The organism is Rheinheimera pacifica (assembly GCF_024809855.1).
Lineage (GTDB): Bacteria > Pseudomonadota > Gammaproteobacteria > Enterobacterales > Alteromonadaceae > Alishewanella > Alishewanella pacifica_A.
Map to the genome: position 1 here is coordinate 12,030 of NZ_JANUEM010000010.1, position 13,645 is coordinate 25,674.

The 13,645-nt window shown below is 51.1% G+C and carries 15 protein-coding genes; 8 read left to right on the forward strand and 7 right to left on the reverse strand.

Annotated elements, in window-relative coordinates; genetic code table 11:
• Positions 1–5: 5 nt before the first annotated feature.
• Together lysA and lptM are read right to left on the reverse strand one after the other, a co-directional pair.
• Positions 6–1,262 carry a diaminopimelate decarboxylase gene (lysA, locus tag M2404_RS13195; RefSeq protein WP_259240219.1) on the reverse strand — a complete coding sequence of 419 codons (1,257 nt, stop codon included), beginning with the start codon at positions 1,260–1,262 and terminating at the stop codon, positions 6–8.
• The gene (gene lptM / locus M2404_RS13200) at positions 1,249–1,437 is read right to left on the reverse strand and encodes an LPS translocon maturation chaperone LptM (protein ID WP_215398829.1); all 189 of its coding nucleotides are present in this window, start codon (positions 1,435–1,437) and stop codon (positions 1,249–1,251) included. The genes lysA and lptM overlap by 14 nt, the downstream gene beginning before the upstream one ends.
• Before the next feature lie 71 nt (positions 1,438–1,508).
• On the opposite strand from lptM, the gene cyaY reads away from it, so the two are divergent.
• The 8 genes from cyaY to M2404_RS13240 all read left to right on the forward strand — a co-directional run bounded on the left by cyaY (position 1,509) and on the right by M2404_RS13240 (position 7,764).
• A complete protein-coding gene (gene cyaY / locus M2404_RS13205) occupies positions 1,509–1,826 on the forward strand; it encodes an iron donor protein CyaY (RefSeq protein WP_259240220.1) in 318 nt (105 codons plus the stop codon).
• Positions 1,827–1,852: 26 nt separating this feature from the next.
• On the forward strand, positions 1,853–2,533 hold the full coding sequence (locus tag M2404_RS13210; RefSeq protein ID WP_259240221.1) for an alpha/beta hydrolase: 681 nt from the start codon (positions 1,853–1,855) through the stop codon (positions 2,531–2,533).
• 1 nt (position 2,534) lies between these two features.
• Positions 2,535–3,464 (forward strand): hydroxymethylbilane synthase, encoded by a 930-nt coding sequence (hemC, locus tag M2404_RS13215; protein ID WP_259240222.1) that lies wholly within the window; start codon positions 2,535–2,537, stop codon positions 3,462–3,464.
• Positions 3,461–4,228, forward strand: a complete 768-nt coding sequence (locus M2404_RS13220) for a uroporphyrinogen-III synthase (protein ID WP_259240223.1) — start codon at positions 3,461–3,463, stop codon at positions 4,226–4,228. Before hemC ends, M2404_RS13220 begins: the two co-directional genes overlap by 4 nt.
• Positions 4,225–5,361: a uroporphyrinogen-III C-methyltransferase gene (locus tag M2404_RS13225; RefSeq protein WP_259240224.1), complete on the forward strand. Its 1,137-nt coding sequence runs from the start codon at positions 4,225–4,227 to the stop codon at positions 5,359–5,361. Before M2404_RS13220 ends, M2404_RS13225 begins: the two co-directional genes overlap by 4 nt.
• Positions 5,358–6,437, forward strand: coding sequence for a heme biosynthesis HemY N-terminal domain-containing protein (locus M2404_RS13230; RefSeq protein WP_259240225.1), 1,080 nt, complete (start codon positions 5,358–5,360; stop codon positions 6,435–6,437). Before M2404_RS13225 ends, M2404_RS13230 begins: the two co-directional genes overlap by 4 nt.
• A gap of 6 nt (positions 6,438–6,443) precedes the next feature.
• On the forward strand, positions 6,444–6,962 hold the full coding sequence (locus M2404_RS13235) for a DNA-deoxyinosine glycosylase (protein WP_259240226.1): 519 nt from the start codon (positions 6,444–6,446) through the stop codon (positions 6,960–6,962).
• Between the two features lie 76 nt (positions 6,963–7,038).
• A complete protein-coding gene (locus M2404_RS13240) occupies positions 7,039–7,764 on the forward strand; it encodes a hypothetical protein (RefSeq protein ID WP_259240227.1) in 726 nt (241 codons plus the stop codon).
• Here M2404_RS13240 and M2404_RS13245 read toward each other — a convergent pair whose 3' ends face one another.
• The 5 genes from M2404_RS13245 to M2404_RS13265 form a co-directional block, all read right to left on the reverse strand.
• Positions 7,765–8,175, reverse strand: coding sequence for an acyl-CoA thioesterase (locus M2404_RS13245; RefSeq protein ID WP_259240228.1), 411 nt, complete (start codon positions 8,173–8,175; stop codon positions 7,765–7,767). It abuts the gene before it with no gap.
• A 61-nt stretch (positions 8,176–8,236) separates the two neighbouring features.
• On the reverse strand, positions 8,237–8,944 hold the full coding sequence (gene fre, locus M2404_RS13250) for an NAD(P)H-flavin reductase (RefSeq protein WP_259240229.1): 708 nt from the start codon (positions 8,942–8,944) through the stop codon (positions 8,237–8,239).
• 26 nt (positions 8,945–8,970) lie between these two features.
• On the reverse strand, positions 8,971–9,249 hold the full coding sequence (locus tag M2404_RS13255) for a 2Fe-2S iron-sulfur cluster-binding protein (protein ID WP_259240230.1): 279 nt from the start codon (positions 9,247–9,249) through the stop codon (positions 8,971–8,973).
• Entirely contained in the window at positions 9,246–10,736 is a 1,491-nt protein-coding gene (ubiD, locus tag M2404_RS13260; RefSeq protein ID WP_259240231.1) for a 4-hydroxy-3-polyprenylbenzoate decarboxylase, read from the reverse strand. The genes M2404_RS13255 and ubiD overlap by 4 nt, the downstream gene beginning before the upstream one ends.
• A 216-nt stretch (positions 10,737–10,952) precedes the next feature.
• Positions 10,953–13,448 (reverse strand): TonB-dependent receptor plug domain-containing protein, encoded by a 2,496-nt coding sequence (locus M2404_RS13265; RefSeq protein WP_259240232.1) that lies wholly within the window; start codon positions 13,446–13,448, stop codon positions 10,953–10,955.
• Between the last annotated feature and the right edge of the window lie 197 nt (positions 13,449–13,645).

The window sequence follows — 13,645 nt, forward strand, 5'->3', positions numbered from 1 at the left end:
CTTAGTTAGTCGGTAATGATCTGTTCGCCACGCCATAAATCCTGCCATTGTTCACGGGCGCGGATTAAATGCACTTTTTCGCCGTCTACCAGTACCTCGGCGGCACGTGGGCGGCTGTTATAGTTAGAGCTCATGGTAAAGCCGTAGGCACCGGCTGAGCGCACCGCCAGCAAATCGCCTTGGGCTATCGCCAGCTCGCGGTCTTTACCAAGAAAATCACCGGTTTCGCACACCGGGCCAACAATGTCGTACAACGCAGGCTCTGCTGCGGTGTTTACTTCCAACGGCACTATCGCCTGCCAGGCACTGTATAGCGCAGGGCGGATTAAATCGTTCATGGCGGCATCAACAATGGCGAAGTTTTTTTCCTGCCCCGGCTTTAAAAATTCTACTTTGGTTAGCAATACACCGGCATTGGCCATAATGGCGCGGCCTGGCTCCATAATCAGCTCAAGATGTGGGTAGCTTTTTAGCCGTTCTACCACTTTACCCAGATAATCGGCTGGCGAGGGTGGGGTTTCTTTGTCGTAAGTCACGCCAAGGCCACCGCCGATATCAATATGCTTTAACGCTATACCATCACTGGCCAAATCATCAATTAATGTCAGCAGCTTTTCCAGTGCGTCTAAAAACGGTTGGGTTTCAGTTAACTGCGAGCCAATGTGGCAATCTACACCGACTACTTCAAGGTGGCTGTAGCTGGCGGCCTTGCGGTAAATGTCGCGGGCCAGCAGTATATCAATACCAAATTTATTGGCTTTTAAACCGGTAGAAATATACGGATGGGTTTTAGCATCAATGTCCGGGTTAACCCGGATAGAAATGGCCGCTTTTTTATCAATGCGGCTGGCGACCAGTTGCAGGCGGTCCAGCTCAGCAATAGATTCTACATTAAAGCATTTAATACCCAGCTCCAGCGCAAAACGCATTTCGTCTTCTGTTTTGGCTACACCGGAAAACACCACCTTTTTCGCATCGCCACCGGCGGCAATCACCCGGCGCAACTCTCCGCCGGATACAATGTCAAAGCCGCTGCCCAGTTTGGCCAGCAGGTTTAAAATAGCCAGGTTGCTGTTAGCTTTTACCGCGTAGCATACCAGGCTGTGCGGATGCTTTGATGCTGCACTGGCAAAGGCCTGATAGTGCTGGGCAATGGTAGCGCGTGAGTAGACATAGCAGGGCGTGCCAAATTCGGCGGCAATGCTACTTAAAGGTTGATGTTCCGCAAACAGGCGGTTTTGCTGATAATTAAAATGGTCCACGTTGTTCATCCGTTTGTTGGGTTGGATTAGCGTTGTTTTGCTGAGGTTCTGCCACTTCAGGTGCCGGTTGTGGTAAGGTAAGCGGGCCTTTTTGACCACAAGCACTCAGCATGCTGCACAGCATAATAGCGGCAGCAACAGTTAACAGCGGACCTTTGGTTGTAAAAGCGTGCATGATGTTATTTTTTTATGGTGATTGCGCTCTATAATCGCATCCTTAGCGATAAAAGCAAACAGGTGAAGCAGATGAATGACCTAGAATATGATGAATTGGCCGACAATACCTTGTTGGCAGTAGAGCAGGCAGTAGAAGATGCCGATGCTGATCTGGATTATGAATCGCATGGTGGCTTGCTTAGTATCAGCTTTGCTGATCACAGCAAAATTATTATCAATAAACAGCCGCCGTTGCACCAGTTATGGGTAGCAACTAAATTTAATGGCCATCACTTTGAATGGCATGGCGATAAGTGGATTGATAACCGTACCGGTGCGGAATTCTGGCAACTGCTGAATGATGCCGCTGCTAAGCAGGCGGGTAAGCCTCTTGATCTGGCGCCCTAAGCGCGCCGACGTTTTGGAATGGTGTAATGGCGTTACTTCCTTTTGTTGATGTTAAAGCGCAGGGCGATACCCGCTCTGCTGTAGTATGGCTGCATGGCCTGGGCGATTCCGGCCATGGTTTTTCGCCTATAGTACCCGAGCTGCGGTTACCGGCAGATGCCGGTGTGCGGTTTTTATTTCCGCACGCGCCAGAGCGCCCGGTTACTGTTAACGGCGGCATGCGAATGCGAGCCTGGTACGATATTAAAACCATGGATTTAACTAATCGCGCCGACGAAGATGGCGTGCGTGAGTCGGCCGTTGCAGTACAGCAATTGCTGGATAAATTGATTAGTGATGGTATCAGCAGCGAGCGTATTATACTGGCCGGTTTTAGCCAGGGCGGCGTTATAGCTCTGCATTTATTACCGCGTTTGCCGTACAAGCTGGCTGGTGTAATGGCGTTATCTACCTATATGTGCGTACCGCAAAAGTTAAAAGAAGAAGCCAACAACATTAATAAAGCTACTCCGGTTTTAATTGCGCATGGCAGCCAGGATCCGGTAGTGCCTATGGCGGCAGGGCAGCAGGCATTTCATACGCTGAAAAACGCCGGTTTTAACGTCAACTGGCACGAATACCGGATGCCGCACAGCGTATGTCCGCAGGAAGTAGCTGATATCAGCAGCTTTATTCAGCGGCGTTTACTGAACCCGATAGCAGGTTAATATGAACAACATTCGTATCGCAACGCGCAAAAGTGCGCTGGCGCTGTGGCAGGCTGAGTATGTTAAAGCTGAGCTGTTGCGCCATCATCCGCAGCTGACAGTTGAGCTGGTGCCCATGTCGACGCAGGGCGACAAAATTCTTGATACCCCGCTGGCCAAAATTGGTGGCAAAGGCTTGTTTGTTAAAGAGCTGGAGCAGGCCATGCTGGAAGGGCGCGCCGATATTGCTGTGCACAGTATGAAAGATGTGCCGGTGGAGTTTCCCTCCGGCCTGATGTTGCACACTATTTGCCCGCGGGAAAACCCGCAGGATGCTTTTGTTTCTAATCAGTTTAAGAGCTTAGAGCAGCTGCCACAGGGTGCTGTGGTAGGTACATCCAGCCTGCGCAGGCAGTGCCAGATAAAAGCCATGCGGCCCGATCTAACCGTGCGCGATTTGCGCGGGAATGTTAATACCCGGCTGGCGAAGCTGGATAACGGTGAATTTGCCGCTATTATTCTGGCCGCAGCCGGTTTGATCCGCCTGGGGTTTGAGCAGCGGATAGCCAGCTTAATGCCGGTAGAAACCAGCCTGCCAGCCAATGGGCAGGGTGCAGTGGGTATTGAATGCCGCAGCGATGATATAGCCGTGCAGCAACTGCTGGCACCGCTGGAGCACGCGCCAACCCGCAGTTGCGTGCTGGCTGAGCGGGCCATGAACCGCAAACTACAGGGCGGATGTCAGGTACCTATTGGCGCTTTTGCCGTGATAGAAGGCGATAGCCTGTGGCTGCGAGGCCTGGTAGGCGCGGTGGATGGCAGCGAAATTATCCGCCATCAGTTGCGTGGTCCGGTTGCACACGGCGAGCAAATAGGTGCCGAACTGGCAGAGTACCTGCTGTCACAAGGTGCAGACCGTATTTTACAGGCGGTATATCAGGCTGCGCCATGACGGAGCATACTGCAACAGAGGCCATACCATTTTTAATTACCCGCCCGGCCGGTAAGGCAGATAATCTGCTGGCCACGCTGGATGAAAGCGGTATTGCCTATTTGTATCAGCCGCTGATAACCACCGCGCAGGTAGCGTTGAAACAGCAGGATCAACAGTTTTTACAACACGCTGATATACTGATCTTTGTCAGTGTTAGTGCAGTAAGTTGTCTGCAAAACCAAACTGATACCGCTTTGCTTAAAGCACCGTTATTTGCCGTAGGCCAAACTACCGCATCAGCTTTACAACGATGGCTGGGGCGTGAAGTAATAGTACCTGAAGATCAGCGCAGTGAAGGCTTGCTGCAATTATCCCAGTTGCAGCAGGTGGCGGGCAAGCAAATAGTGGTTGTGCGTGGCAATGCCGGGCGCGAACTGATTAAACAGGGCCTGCTAGCCCGTGGTGCAACGGTACGTTATGTGCAAAGCTATAAGCGTGTGCCGTTGCCGCTGGACGGTGCTTTACTGTGCCAGCAGTGGCAGCTGGCTGGCATTCGATGTATTGTGGCTACCAGTAATGAGATTTTACAGCAGTTATTCAGTGTGATCAGTGCAGTGCATCACCATTGGTTGCAACAGTGTGATTGGGTGCTGGTTAGCCCACGCATGCAAGACAGCGCTTTAGCGCTTGGTATTGCTGCTGAGCGTATTACGCTTGCCGATAATGCCAATGACTGTGCTTTACTGGCTGCAATAAGCCAGCTTAAGAGGGAATATCAATGAGTGACACCTTAGAGCGTGCAACAGAAGAGCGCGCAGCAGAAATGGACGCGCCATTGCAGCAGTTAAAGCAACAAATAGAAACCGAGCCTACAGTGCGCAGCAAGGGTAGCTTTACTGGTGGTTTAAGTTTATTGCTGGTACTGGCACTGGGGGGCGGCTTAGCTGCAGGCGGTTACTACTGGGCATGGCCGCAATGGCAAAATTTGCAGCAGCAAACTCATATGTTGCAACAAAATCAGCAGCGTTTAACTGATCAAGGCCAGCAACAACAAGACAGCAGCAAGCAGTGGCAACAGCAGTTACAAACAGAGCAACAGCAGCGTTTGGCCCAACTTGAGCAAAATCTGACACAACAACAGCAACAATTGGCAGCACAGAGTCAGGCGCAAATTCAGGCATTGCGCCAGTTAGTGCAAGAACGCGACAGTGCACCACCAAGGCACTGGTTATTGGCAGAAGTAGAATATCTGCTGCAGCTCGCAGCTCAGAAGGTTTGGTTAGAGCAGGATTTCGCCACCGCCCGTTCATTATTAGCCAGCGCCGATGAAAAGCTGGCTAACCTGGACGACCCATCACTGCTGCCTGTACGCCAGGCTATAGCGGCAGACAACGAGCAACTAAGTCATATTACCTTGCCGGATTTAACCAAAGTACATATTCAGCTGCAGCAAATGCGTAAAGCAACCATGGCGTTGCCGTTAAAACAGCAGGATAAAGCCGCCCAGCCAGAGCTTAAACCCGACACCGATATCCAAAACTGGCGCCAGACACTGAGCTATTACTGGCAGCAAAGCTGGAGCAAATTAATTCAGGTACGCTCAGCGGTACCTGAGGATTACTTTAGTTTAACCACCGAACAACAACTGATGCTGCGGGTAAGTTTAAACCAGCAACTGCTGCTGGCAGAGTTGGCGGCAATGCAAAGGCAGCCGCAGGTCTACGCTGCAGCATTGCAGCAAGCCAGTGATCAGCTGCAGCGTTATTTTAGCAGTGAAGATGAAGCTGTTGTGCAGTTAAGCCGGCAACTGGCCTCGCTGGCTGCAGTTGACGTTGCCGTGCCGCAGGCATCGCCTTTAACCAGCCTGGCGCAACTACAGCAATATCAGCAGCAACTGACGGAGAGCGGCTTATGATCCGCTGGCTATTGCTTATTCTGGTGCTGGCAGCCGCAATGTTGCTGGGGCCTGCATTGGTAAACAACCCCGGCTATATCAAAGTGATTCTGGTCGGGCGGGTATTTGAAATGACCGCGCTGGGTTTAGTTGTTGCGCTGTTACTGGCTGGTATAGCCGTGTGGTTGTTAAGCATGCTGCTGCGCAAAATATTGCGCTTGCAGCATCTGTCGTTTAATTTTTTGCGCTGGCGCCGCCAACGCAAAGCTCAACAGGCGTTTGAACTGGGGTTGCAGGCCTATGCCAAGCAGCAGTGGCAACTGGCCAGCCAGCATTTAGGCAAAGCCTGTGCCGATGATTTTATGCATAGTGAGAAACGCCTGATGGCCGCTTATGCTGCGTTTTATGCCGGTAATGTCGCTTTGGCCAACAGCCATATTGAAACCATGGATGAAAACAACAGCAGTACGGTTTTTATTCAGGCAGATTTATTGTTGCAGCAAGGCCAGGCCGCGCAGGCATGTGTGCTACTGGCCGAAAAAGTAACGGCAGATACTGAAGATAAAGGCCTGGGCCAGCTGTATTTATATGCACTGCAGCAAGCCGGGCAGTGGCAGCAATTATTGCAAATGGTACCGGCGGCAATTAATCAGCAATGGTTTGATAAAGATAAATGGCAGCAGCAGCGCTTTAATATTTATCCGGCAGCAATAAGCCAGCTAAGCCAGCAACAGCGTTTTGATGAAAGCGCAGAGTACTGGCAAAATTTACCAGTCAAAGAGCGCAAGTCTACCGCCGCGAATATTGGCCGCGCCTGGGCCCTGGCGCAAAGTGGCCAGAATGACGCGGCTGAAAAGCTACTGCTAAGCCATTTACAACTGGCAGAGTTGCCGCAGTTGTTGCCTTACATTCGACAAATACCGCTGGGTAAGTCGGTGCTGAAATTACGTAAACAAACCCAAAGCTGGTTGCGTGATCACGGCAGCAATGGCTATTTATATGCGCTTTTGGCTTACCTGGCACAGCAGGAAGGTGAGATGGAGCAAGCCGGGCTGGCGCTGCAAAAAGCGCGGCAGTATGAGCCCAAACTTGGCTGATCGCTAATGGCTGACGAAGCTATCACCGGGCTGGCTGCACTCAGCCCACCACAGGCCAGGGTATTGCTGCTGGGCAGTATGCCTGGCGCCGCCTCGCTGGCGCAGCAACAATACTATGCCCACCCGCGTAATCTGTTCTGGCCGATAATGGCAGAGCTGGCCGGGTTTTCTGCTGACTTGCCGTATCAGGAAAAAGTGCATGCGCTTAACGCCAGCGGCATTGCATTATGGGATGTGATCGCCAGTTGCCAGCGCGCAGGTAGCCTCGACAGCGCCATCCGTGATGAGCAGGTAAATGACTTTGCCGGTTTTTTTGCTAGCCAGCCCAATTTAGCTGCAATAGGTTTTAATGGCGGTAAAGCCTGGCAAAGTTTTAAGCGCCATGTTTTACCGTTACAGATTGTACCTGCGGGTATTAAGTTGATTACGCTTCCCTCTACCAGCCCGGCTCATGCAGCGCTGGGTTTTACTGAAAAACTACAACAATGGCACCAGCTTAGCCCTTTTTTGCTTAACGTAAATTAACGCTTTTGCCTCGGAATTAATTATTGCCTACCGGGTCTGATATTAACTTAACCACTGCTGTACGGACGGCTGATTTTTGTCAGGTGTTACTTCTGCTATAAAACGCTGGGCTGCCGATTATGCCGGTGCTGCGCTGTTGGCTTTGCTGCTGCATGCATTGCTGATGGCCTGTTTGTTACGGCTTGAATTTACTCAAATGCCGCTGCCAAAACCTGCTGAGCCGGTAGTGTCGTATTTATATCAGCCACCACCAGTACCAGCTGTTGCAGCGCAAGCCGAAAATACTCCACCTGAGCCAGCGCCTGCGGCGTTGCCTACTGAACTATCCGCAGCAGCAAAGCCGGAAGTTTCTGCGCTGGCCAGCGTAGCTAACCCAGTTACTAAGGCCGATGTTTTGAGCGAAAAACAGCCTGCAACGCTTGTAGTACCTTCTGTGGCAGAGCCGGAGCAGCACAACAGCGGGCTGGCTCAACGTGCATTAAGCACTGCAGCAACGCCGTCTGCCCGTGCTATAGAGGATGCCGCAGCGGCCAGTTACCAGCAGTTTTTACAGGCACAGCAACAGCCGAAAATGATAGTAGAAAAGCGGCATCAGGAGTTGAACGCTGATCCGGCACAGCAGATAGTGGCGCAATTAGATGATGGCAAACAACTTATTCGTACCAAGGGCGGTTGTCGTATCGCTGATCCAACTAAAGATGGTTTTGACGGCCTGATGGCCGCAAGGATGGTGCCATGCGGCGATGAAGCAAATACCAGCGACCTGCTTAAACAGGCGCTGGAGAAACATCTGAAACGGTGATTATTGCTCTGCGATATGTTGCTCTAAACGGGCTTTCAGCTCACCTTCAATGGCCACTGCTTTACCGGTTTTCTGATCCAGGCAAACAAAAGTAACCTGTGCATCAGCGGCAATAGCATCTTTACCGGCAATGCACACTTCCTGTGTTACTACCGCACTTTTGCCGCCGACTTTGCTAAAGCGGGTGAATACTTCCAACTGATCGCCCATCGTCGCTGCCACACGGTAGTTAATATTGATGTTTACAATTACCCAGGCCAGGCCATGTTTGGCAAACCAGTCGATATCACCGCTATCTTCTAAATAGCCCCAGCGGGCTTCCTCTAAAAACTCCAGATAACGTGCATTGTTTACATGTTGGTAAATATCTAAATGGTAACCACGTACTTTAATCAGGGTTTTGTGTGTCATGCTCAGCTCTGTTGTAATTGCCAATACCGGATTGTTGCACAATCATACTGGACAAACCAGTTTAGATGTAGGCAAAGGCATCGGCAAACATATGTTCGTGCTGGGCACCTTGTTCAATAAAAGCACTGCGTACTACACCCGCCATGGCAAAAGGCCCGGCTACGTAGATATCGTAAGCTTCCAGTGAGACAAAATCATTTAACACGGCTTCGTGTACCATACCGCTGCGGCCCTGCCAGCTGTCATCCGGGTTTTGTATTACCGGAATAAAGCGGTATTTACTGTTTTGTGCAGCCCAGGCCTGCATAATATCGGCATGATATAAGGCGCTGTGCTCACGCACGCCCCAGTACATAAATACCGGCCGGTCCAGCCCGGCGGCGGCAATAGCCTGTGCAATACTGTAGATATAAGAAAAGCCGGTGCCACCGGCCAGCAAAATAAGCGGCCGCTCACTGTCGGCACGAAACTGTGCATTACCTAAACCAATTTCAGCCTGCACCGGTTGTTGCAGCTGATGTTGTTGCATCAAATGCGCCAGTGCCTGGCTGGCGTAAGGATCGGCCACTGCGCCACCAATATGCAGCTCCAACTGGCTTTGGCCCGGTATACTGGCGATGGAAAAAGGCCTTTTGTCGCTCTCGCTTAAACACAACTGTAAATACTGGCCACTGGCAAAACTTACTGGCTGTGACGGCCTTAATAACACCCGGTTTACGGTTGGGGTGAGGGCTTCAATTAAATCTACGTTACAGGAAATTATTGTCATAGTGCTCTTCGCAATGGCCTTACGGCTTAGCCACGGATAAAAGGGTGGTGTAAAACCAGATCAGTTTTTGGGTAGGCTAAACAACAGTAGGTAAACTGCTGTTGTTTGTCCAGTTCGGTAAGCGGTTGTGGTTCGTTGTAGCGCACCTCACCACTTTTTAGCTTACAGACACAGCTTGTGCATACGCCCTGACGGCAGCGGTTAGGAAAATCTATTCCATTACGCAGCGCTGCAGCAAGGATAGTTTCATCTTGCTGCACGGCAAAGCTTAGTTGCGCCGGTGTTATGGTAACCAGATAACTCACGGTAATGTGTCCTTTAGCGGCAATGTAATGCCCAGTGTGTGCCAGATATCATCTATGCGTTGTTTTACGGCCGGGTCCATTACTATGGGTTCTCCCCATTCGCGCGTAGTTTCGCCAGGCCATTTATTGGTGGCATCCATACCCATTTTTGAGCCTAAGCCCGATACCGGTGAGGCAAAATCGAGGTAGTCAATTGGCGTGCTTTCAACCAAAGTTGTGTCGCGCGCCGGGTCCATCCGGGTGGTAATGGCCCAGATCACGTCTTGCCAGTCGCGGGCGTTAATGTCGTCATCACAAACAATGACAAACTTGGTATACATAAACTGGCGCAGGAACGACCAAACCCCCATCATTACGCGCTTGGCGTGGCCGGGATATTGTTTTTTCATGGTCACAACAGCCAGCCGGTACGAGCAGCCTTCGGGCGGCAGATAAAAATCGGTAATTTCCGGAAATTGCTTTTGCAGTATTGGCACAAAGACTTCATTTAGTGCAACGCCCAGAATTGCGGGCTCATCTGGTGGCCGGCCGGTATAGGTGCTGTGATAAATAGGATCTTTGCGCCGGGTTATATGGGTAACGGTAAATACCGGAAAGTTATCTACTTCATTGTAGTAACCGGTATGATCGCCGTAGGGGCCCTCTGGCGCCATTTCGCCTGGCTCTATGTAGCCTTCCAGCACAAACTCAGCGCTGGCCGGTACCTGCAAATCGTTGCTGATACATTTAACTACTTCAGTATTATCGCCGCGTAGCAGGCCGGCAAAGCCGTACTCTGATAAGGTATCCGGCACCGGTGTTACTGCGCCTAAAATGGTGGCAGGATCCGCGCCCAGCGCCACCGCTACCGGAAAACGCTGGCCAGGGCTGGCTTTTTGAAACTCGTAAAAATCCAACGCGCCGCCGCGGTGTGACAGCCAGCGCATGATCAGTTTGTTTTTACCCAATAATTGTTGGCGGTAAATGCCAAGGTTTTGCCGCTCTTTATGCGGCCCTTTGGTAACGGTTAAACCCCAGGTAATTAACGGCGCGGCATCGCCGGGCCAGCAGGTCATAATAGGCAGTTGAGTTAAATCAACCTCGTCGCCGCTAAGTACAACGTCCTGGCAGGGGGCTTTTTTTACCTGTTTGGGCGACATATTCAGCACCTGCTTAAAAATAGGCAGCTTGCTAAAGGCGTCTTTTAGGCCTTTTGGCGGCTCGGGCTCTTTTAAAAAAGCCAGTAATTTGCCTACTTCACGCAGTGCAGAAACCTCTTCCTGGCCCATGCCCAGTGCTACCCGCTGCGGGGTACCAAACAGGTTAGCCAACACCGGAATGTTACTGCCTTTGGGGTTTTCAAATAAAATAGCCGGGCCACCGGCGCGCAGGGTGCGATCGGCAATTTCGGTCATTTCCAACACCGGATCTACCTGTGCTGCTACCCGTACCAGTTCGCCACGTTGTTCCAGCTGTGCAATAAAATCACGTAAATCTTTATACTTCATAGCGGCCTTTTAATAGCAAAAGGGCATAGTTACGCCACAAATGCCACTTAGATCAGAATGATGACATTATACAGCTCTGTGCTGCTCATGCCAGTTTTAGCCTGTTATGCGGCTGAATGTAATAGCACTGTTAAGCGGTGGCAGAAAGCCCGTATTTTATAATCTGCTTGAAGAAAGGCGCCCGAAGGCGCCTTGGTTTTGTCAGAACCTGTGTGATCAGAAGTTGTAGCTGATTTTGGCGTAAATTAACCGGCCGGAGCGGCCATAGGGCGAGTAGTTAGAGTACGGCGTATTACCGGTGCTGTTTAATGACACCGGGAAGGCTTCAGGGTATTGATCAAAGATATTATCCATACCTACCGCCAGCCGCCAGCTGTCAGTAACGTCAAGCCGGCCTTCAATATCTACCAGTGTTCTGGCTCCCAGCGTAAAGTCAGTTGCTGCTGTAGTACCCGGTGTTAACACTTCACCATAACGGGTGGCCCTTAAGGTAGCGCCAACCCGCTCGTGGCTCCAGTTTACAATGGCCCCCAGTTTGTCTTTCGGGTTACCTTTTTCAAAGGTAAGTACGTTTACGCGGCCGAATAACTCCGGTGCCGGGTCCAGCGCGGCCAGCTCTTCGGTTTGCGGTGTACGGGTAACTTTGGTTTCGTTGTAGTTAGCTACGAAAGTTAAATCAAAATCGCCCAGCGCTGCGGTAGGTAAGGCCCAGTTTACAACCAGGTCGATACCTTTGGTTTCGGTGTCTACGCCGTTAATAAAGAAGCGGCCGCCACCTATGCCAATAAAACCCTGATCAGTAAGATAATCGCGCACATTAGCTGCGGTGAGGTTTTCTGACAGCACGATACGATCGTCAATATCAATCTGGTAACCATCAATAGTGACTGATACATCGCCAACACGGAACACGGTACCTAACGACAGGTTAACTGACTTTTCTGCGTCCAGCGACCGGGCGCCTAATGCTACAGCAACCGGGTCATTAACCGGAAAGGTTGTGATATCAAACGGTACACCGTTGATAAAGTTGGTTGAGGTACTGGTAAAATATTGCTGTTGCAGCGATGGAGCACGAAAGCCATTTTGCAATGAACCACGTAGTGCAAAACTGTCGGTAATATCATAGCGCAGCGCCAGTTTGCCGGTAAGGTTACTGCCAAAATCTGAGTAATCTTCAGCCCGTACGGCAACCGAACCTAATACGTTGTCAGTAAGGTTGGCTTCCAGATCGACAAAAACGCCAACCGACTCGCGGCTTTCATTTACCTGATTAGCTGGCCTGAACCCCGGAAACACCTGCGCACCCGACTGCGTAGGTGTGCCGTTGGGCAGCAATACACCGCCGTTGATGTAAGAGCCCGGCTCGCCGGCGAAAATGGTGTAGCTTTCACGGCGCAGTTCTATACCTGTTGCCAGGTTAACCGGTGAAGCAAAGGCCGGTACATCAAATGACGTTACGGCTGAAAAGTTACCGACAACCTGATCATAGTTAAAGCCACCGGCGTCAAATTCAGTTGCACTGCTGGGGCCAATAGAGCGGTTAACGGTGTTTTCAATGGTAAATTCCATTTCGTTAAAGCCGTATACTACTGAAGCATCAAAGCTCCAGTCGCCCATGTCCCACTCATAACCAATGGCTGAACTGGTATCGGTGACATCGGGGGCAATAATCGGCAGAAAGCCGTCGGGGTGTACTTCAATAACGTTGCGATCGTCCAGCGCCCGGCGAAAGAAGCCGCCGGATTTTGCCGCTCTGTCCTGATAACTCAGCCAGCTATAAAATTTGCCGGGGCCTATATTAATTCCGGCGTTAACAAACAGGGTAAACTGCTGTACTTCAGGCTCGCCATACCAGGCGTTAAAACGCTCTATTGTTTGTTCACGCGGGTCAAACTCACCGTTTATCAGTGGGTATTGCTGGCGATGATCGTAACCACCTCGTTCGGTGCGCTCAGCATCTTTATATTCAACCGCTACCGTAACAAAGCCCTGATCGGCCAGGTTAAAGCCTTTCCAGCCGGATAAATTCACCGTTTCGCCATCGCTGACACCGCGCTCTATCCGGTCCGGTGCACTCCAGGTGGCACCAGCCGGTGGTGGGGTAGTAGGGGTGGTGTAGTTAGTTTCACGGTAACCGTAAGATGCGGTAAAATTGCCGCCTTCACTGGCCTCACGCAGGCGCACGTTTAATACCCCGGCAATAGCGTCTGAGCCATACTGGGCTGAGGCACCATCGCGTAGTACTTCAATAGCACTTACTGCACCCATCGGAATAGTATTCAGATCTACCGCCGATGAACCGCGGCCGACAGTACCGTTTACGTTAACCAAAGATGCCGAGTGGCGGCGCTTTGAGTTAACCAACACCAGCGACTGATCCGGGCCAAGGCCGCGTAGTGTTGCCGGGCGGATAGTGTCAGTGCCATCAGCAAGGCCGGGGCGGGGGAAGTTAAATGAAGGTAAGGCTACCGACAGCGCCTGGTTCAGCTCTGTAGTGCCGGAACGCTCCAGTGTCACCGCGCTGACAATATCGATAGGTACGGCAGTATCGGACACCGAGCGGCCGGCTACACGGGTACCAGTTACCACAATTTGCTCTATTTTTTCGTCTTCTGCACCGGCAGAGCCGGTTTGCTGCGCAGATAACCCCGGGGTAATCAAAACTGCAGCAATAGCCAGTGTTAATGGTGTAAGGGTAAAGTTGCGCATCTGTTTTTCTCCTAGTTATTTTCAAAACCCTAGATGTCGTTGTAACCTTTGTCAAACAAGGCTTAGTGAATTCCAGGGCGGGCTACACGCTTCAGCAAATTACTGCAGCAGACGACAAGCGTTTAACCTTATGGCAATATAGCAGCTATATTGCAGACATCCAGAAGTCTTTATACCCGGCTTAAATTGAAATGGTT

Bases quoted from the DNA above. Each gene is read 5' to 3' on its own strand.
- lptM (WP_215398829.1), bottom strand. From the start codon at position 1,437: ATGCACGCTTTTACAACCAAAGGTCCGCTGTTAACTGTTGCTGCCGCT.
- cyaY (WP_259240220.1), top strand. From the start codon at position 1,509: ATGAATGACCTAGAATATGATGAATTGGCCGACAATACCTTGTTGGCA.
- M2404_RS13210 (WP_259240221.1), top strand. From the start codon at position 1,853: ATGGCGTTACTTCCTTTTGTTGATGTTAAAGCGCAGGGCGATACCCGC.
- hemC (WP_259240222.1), top strand. From the start codon at position 2,535: ATGAACAACATTCGTATCGCAACGCGCAAAAGTGCGCTGGCGCTGTGG.
- M2404_RS13220 (WP_259240223.1), top strand. From the start codon at position 3,461: ATGACGGAGCATACTGCAACAGAGGCCATACCATTTTTAATTACCCGC.
- M2404_RS13225 (WP_259240224.1), top strand. From the start codon at position 4,225: ATGAGTGACACCTTAGAGCGTGCAACAGAAGAGCGCGCAGCAGAAATG.
- M2404_RS13230 (WP_259240225.1), top strand. From the start codon at position 5,358: ATGATCCGCTGGCTATTGCTTATTCTGGTGCTGGCAGCCGCAATGTTG.
- M2404_RS13235 (WP_259240226.1), top strand. From the start codon at position 6,444: ATGGCTGACGAAGCTATCACCGGGCTGGCTGCACTCAGCCCACCACAG.
- M2404_RS13245 (WP_259240228.1), bottom strand. From the start codon at position 8,175: ATGACACACAAAACCCTGATTAAAGTACGTGGTTACCATTTAGATATT.
- fre (WP_259240229.1), bottom strand. From the start codon at position 8,944: ATGACAATAATTTCCTGTAACGTAGATTTAATTGAAGCCCTCACCCCA.
- ubiD (WP_259240231.1), bottom strand. From the start codon at position 10,736: ATGAAGTATAAAGATTTACGTGATTTTATTGCACAGCTGGAACAACGT.
- M2404_RS13265 (WP_259240232.1), bottom strand. From the start codon at position 13,448: ATGCGCAACTTTACCCTTACACCATTAACACTGGCTATTGCTGCAGTT.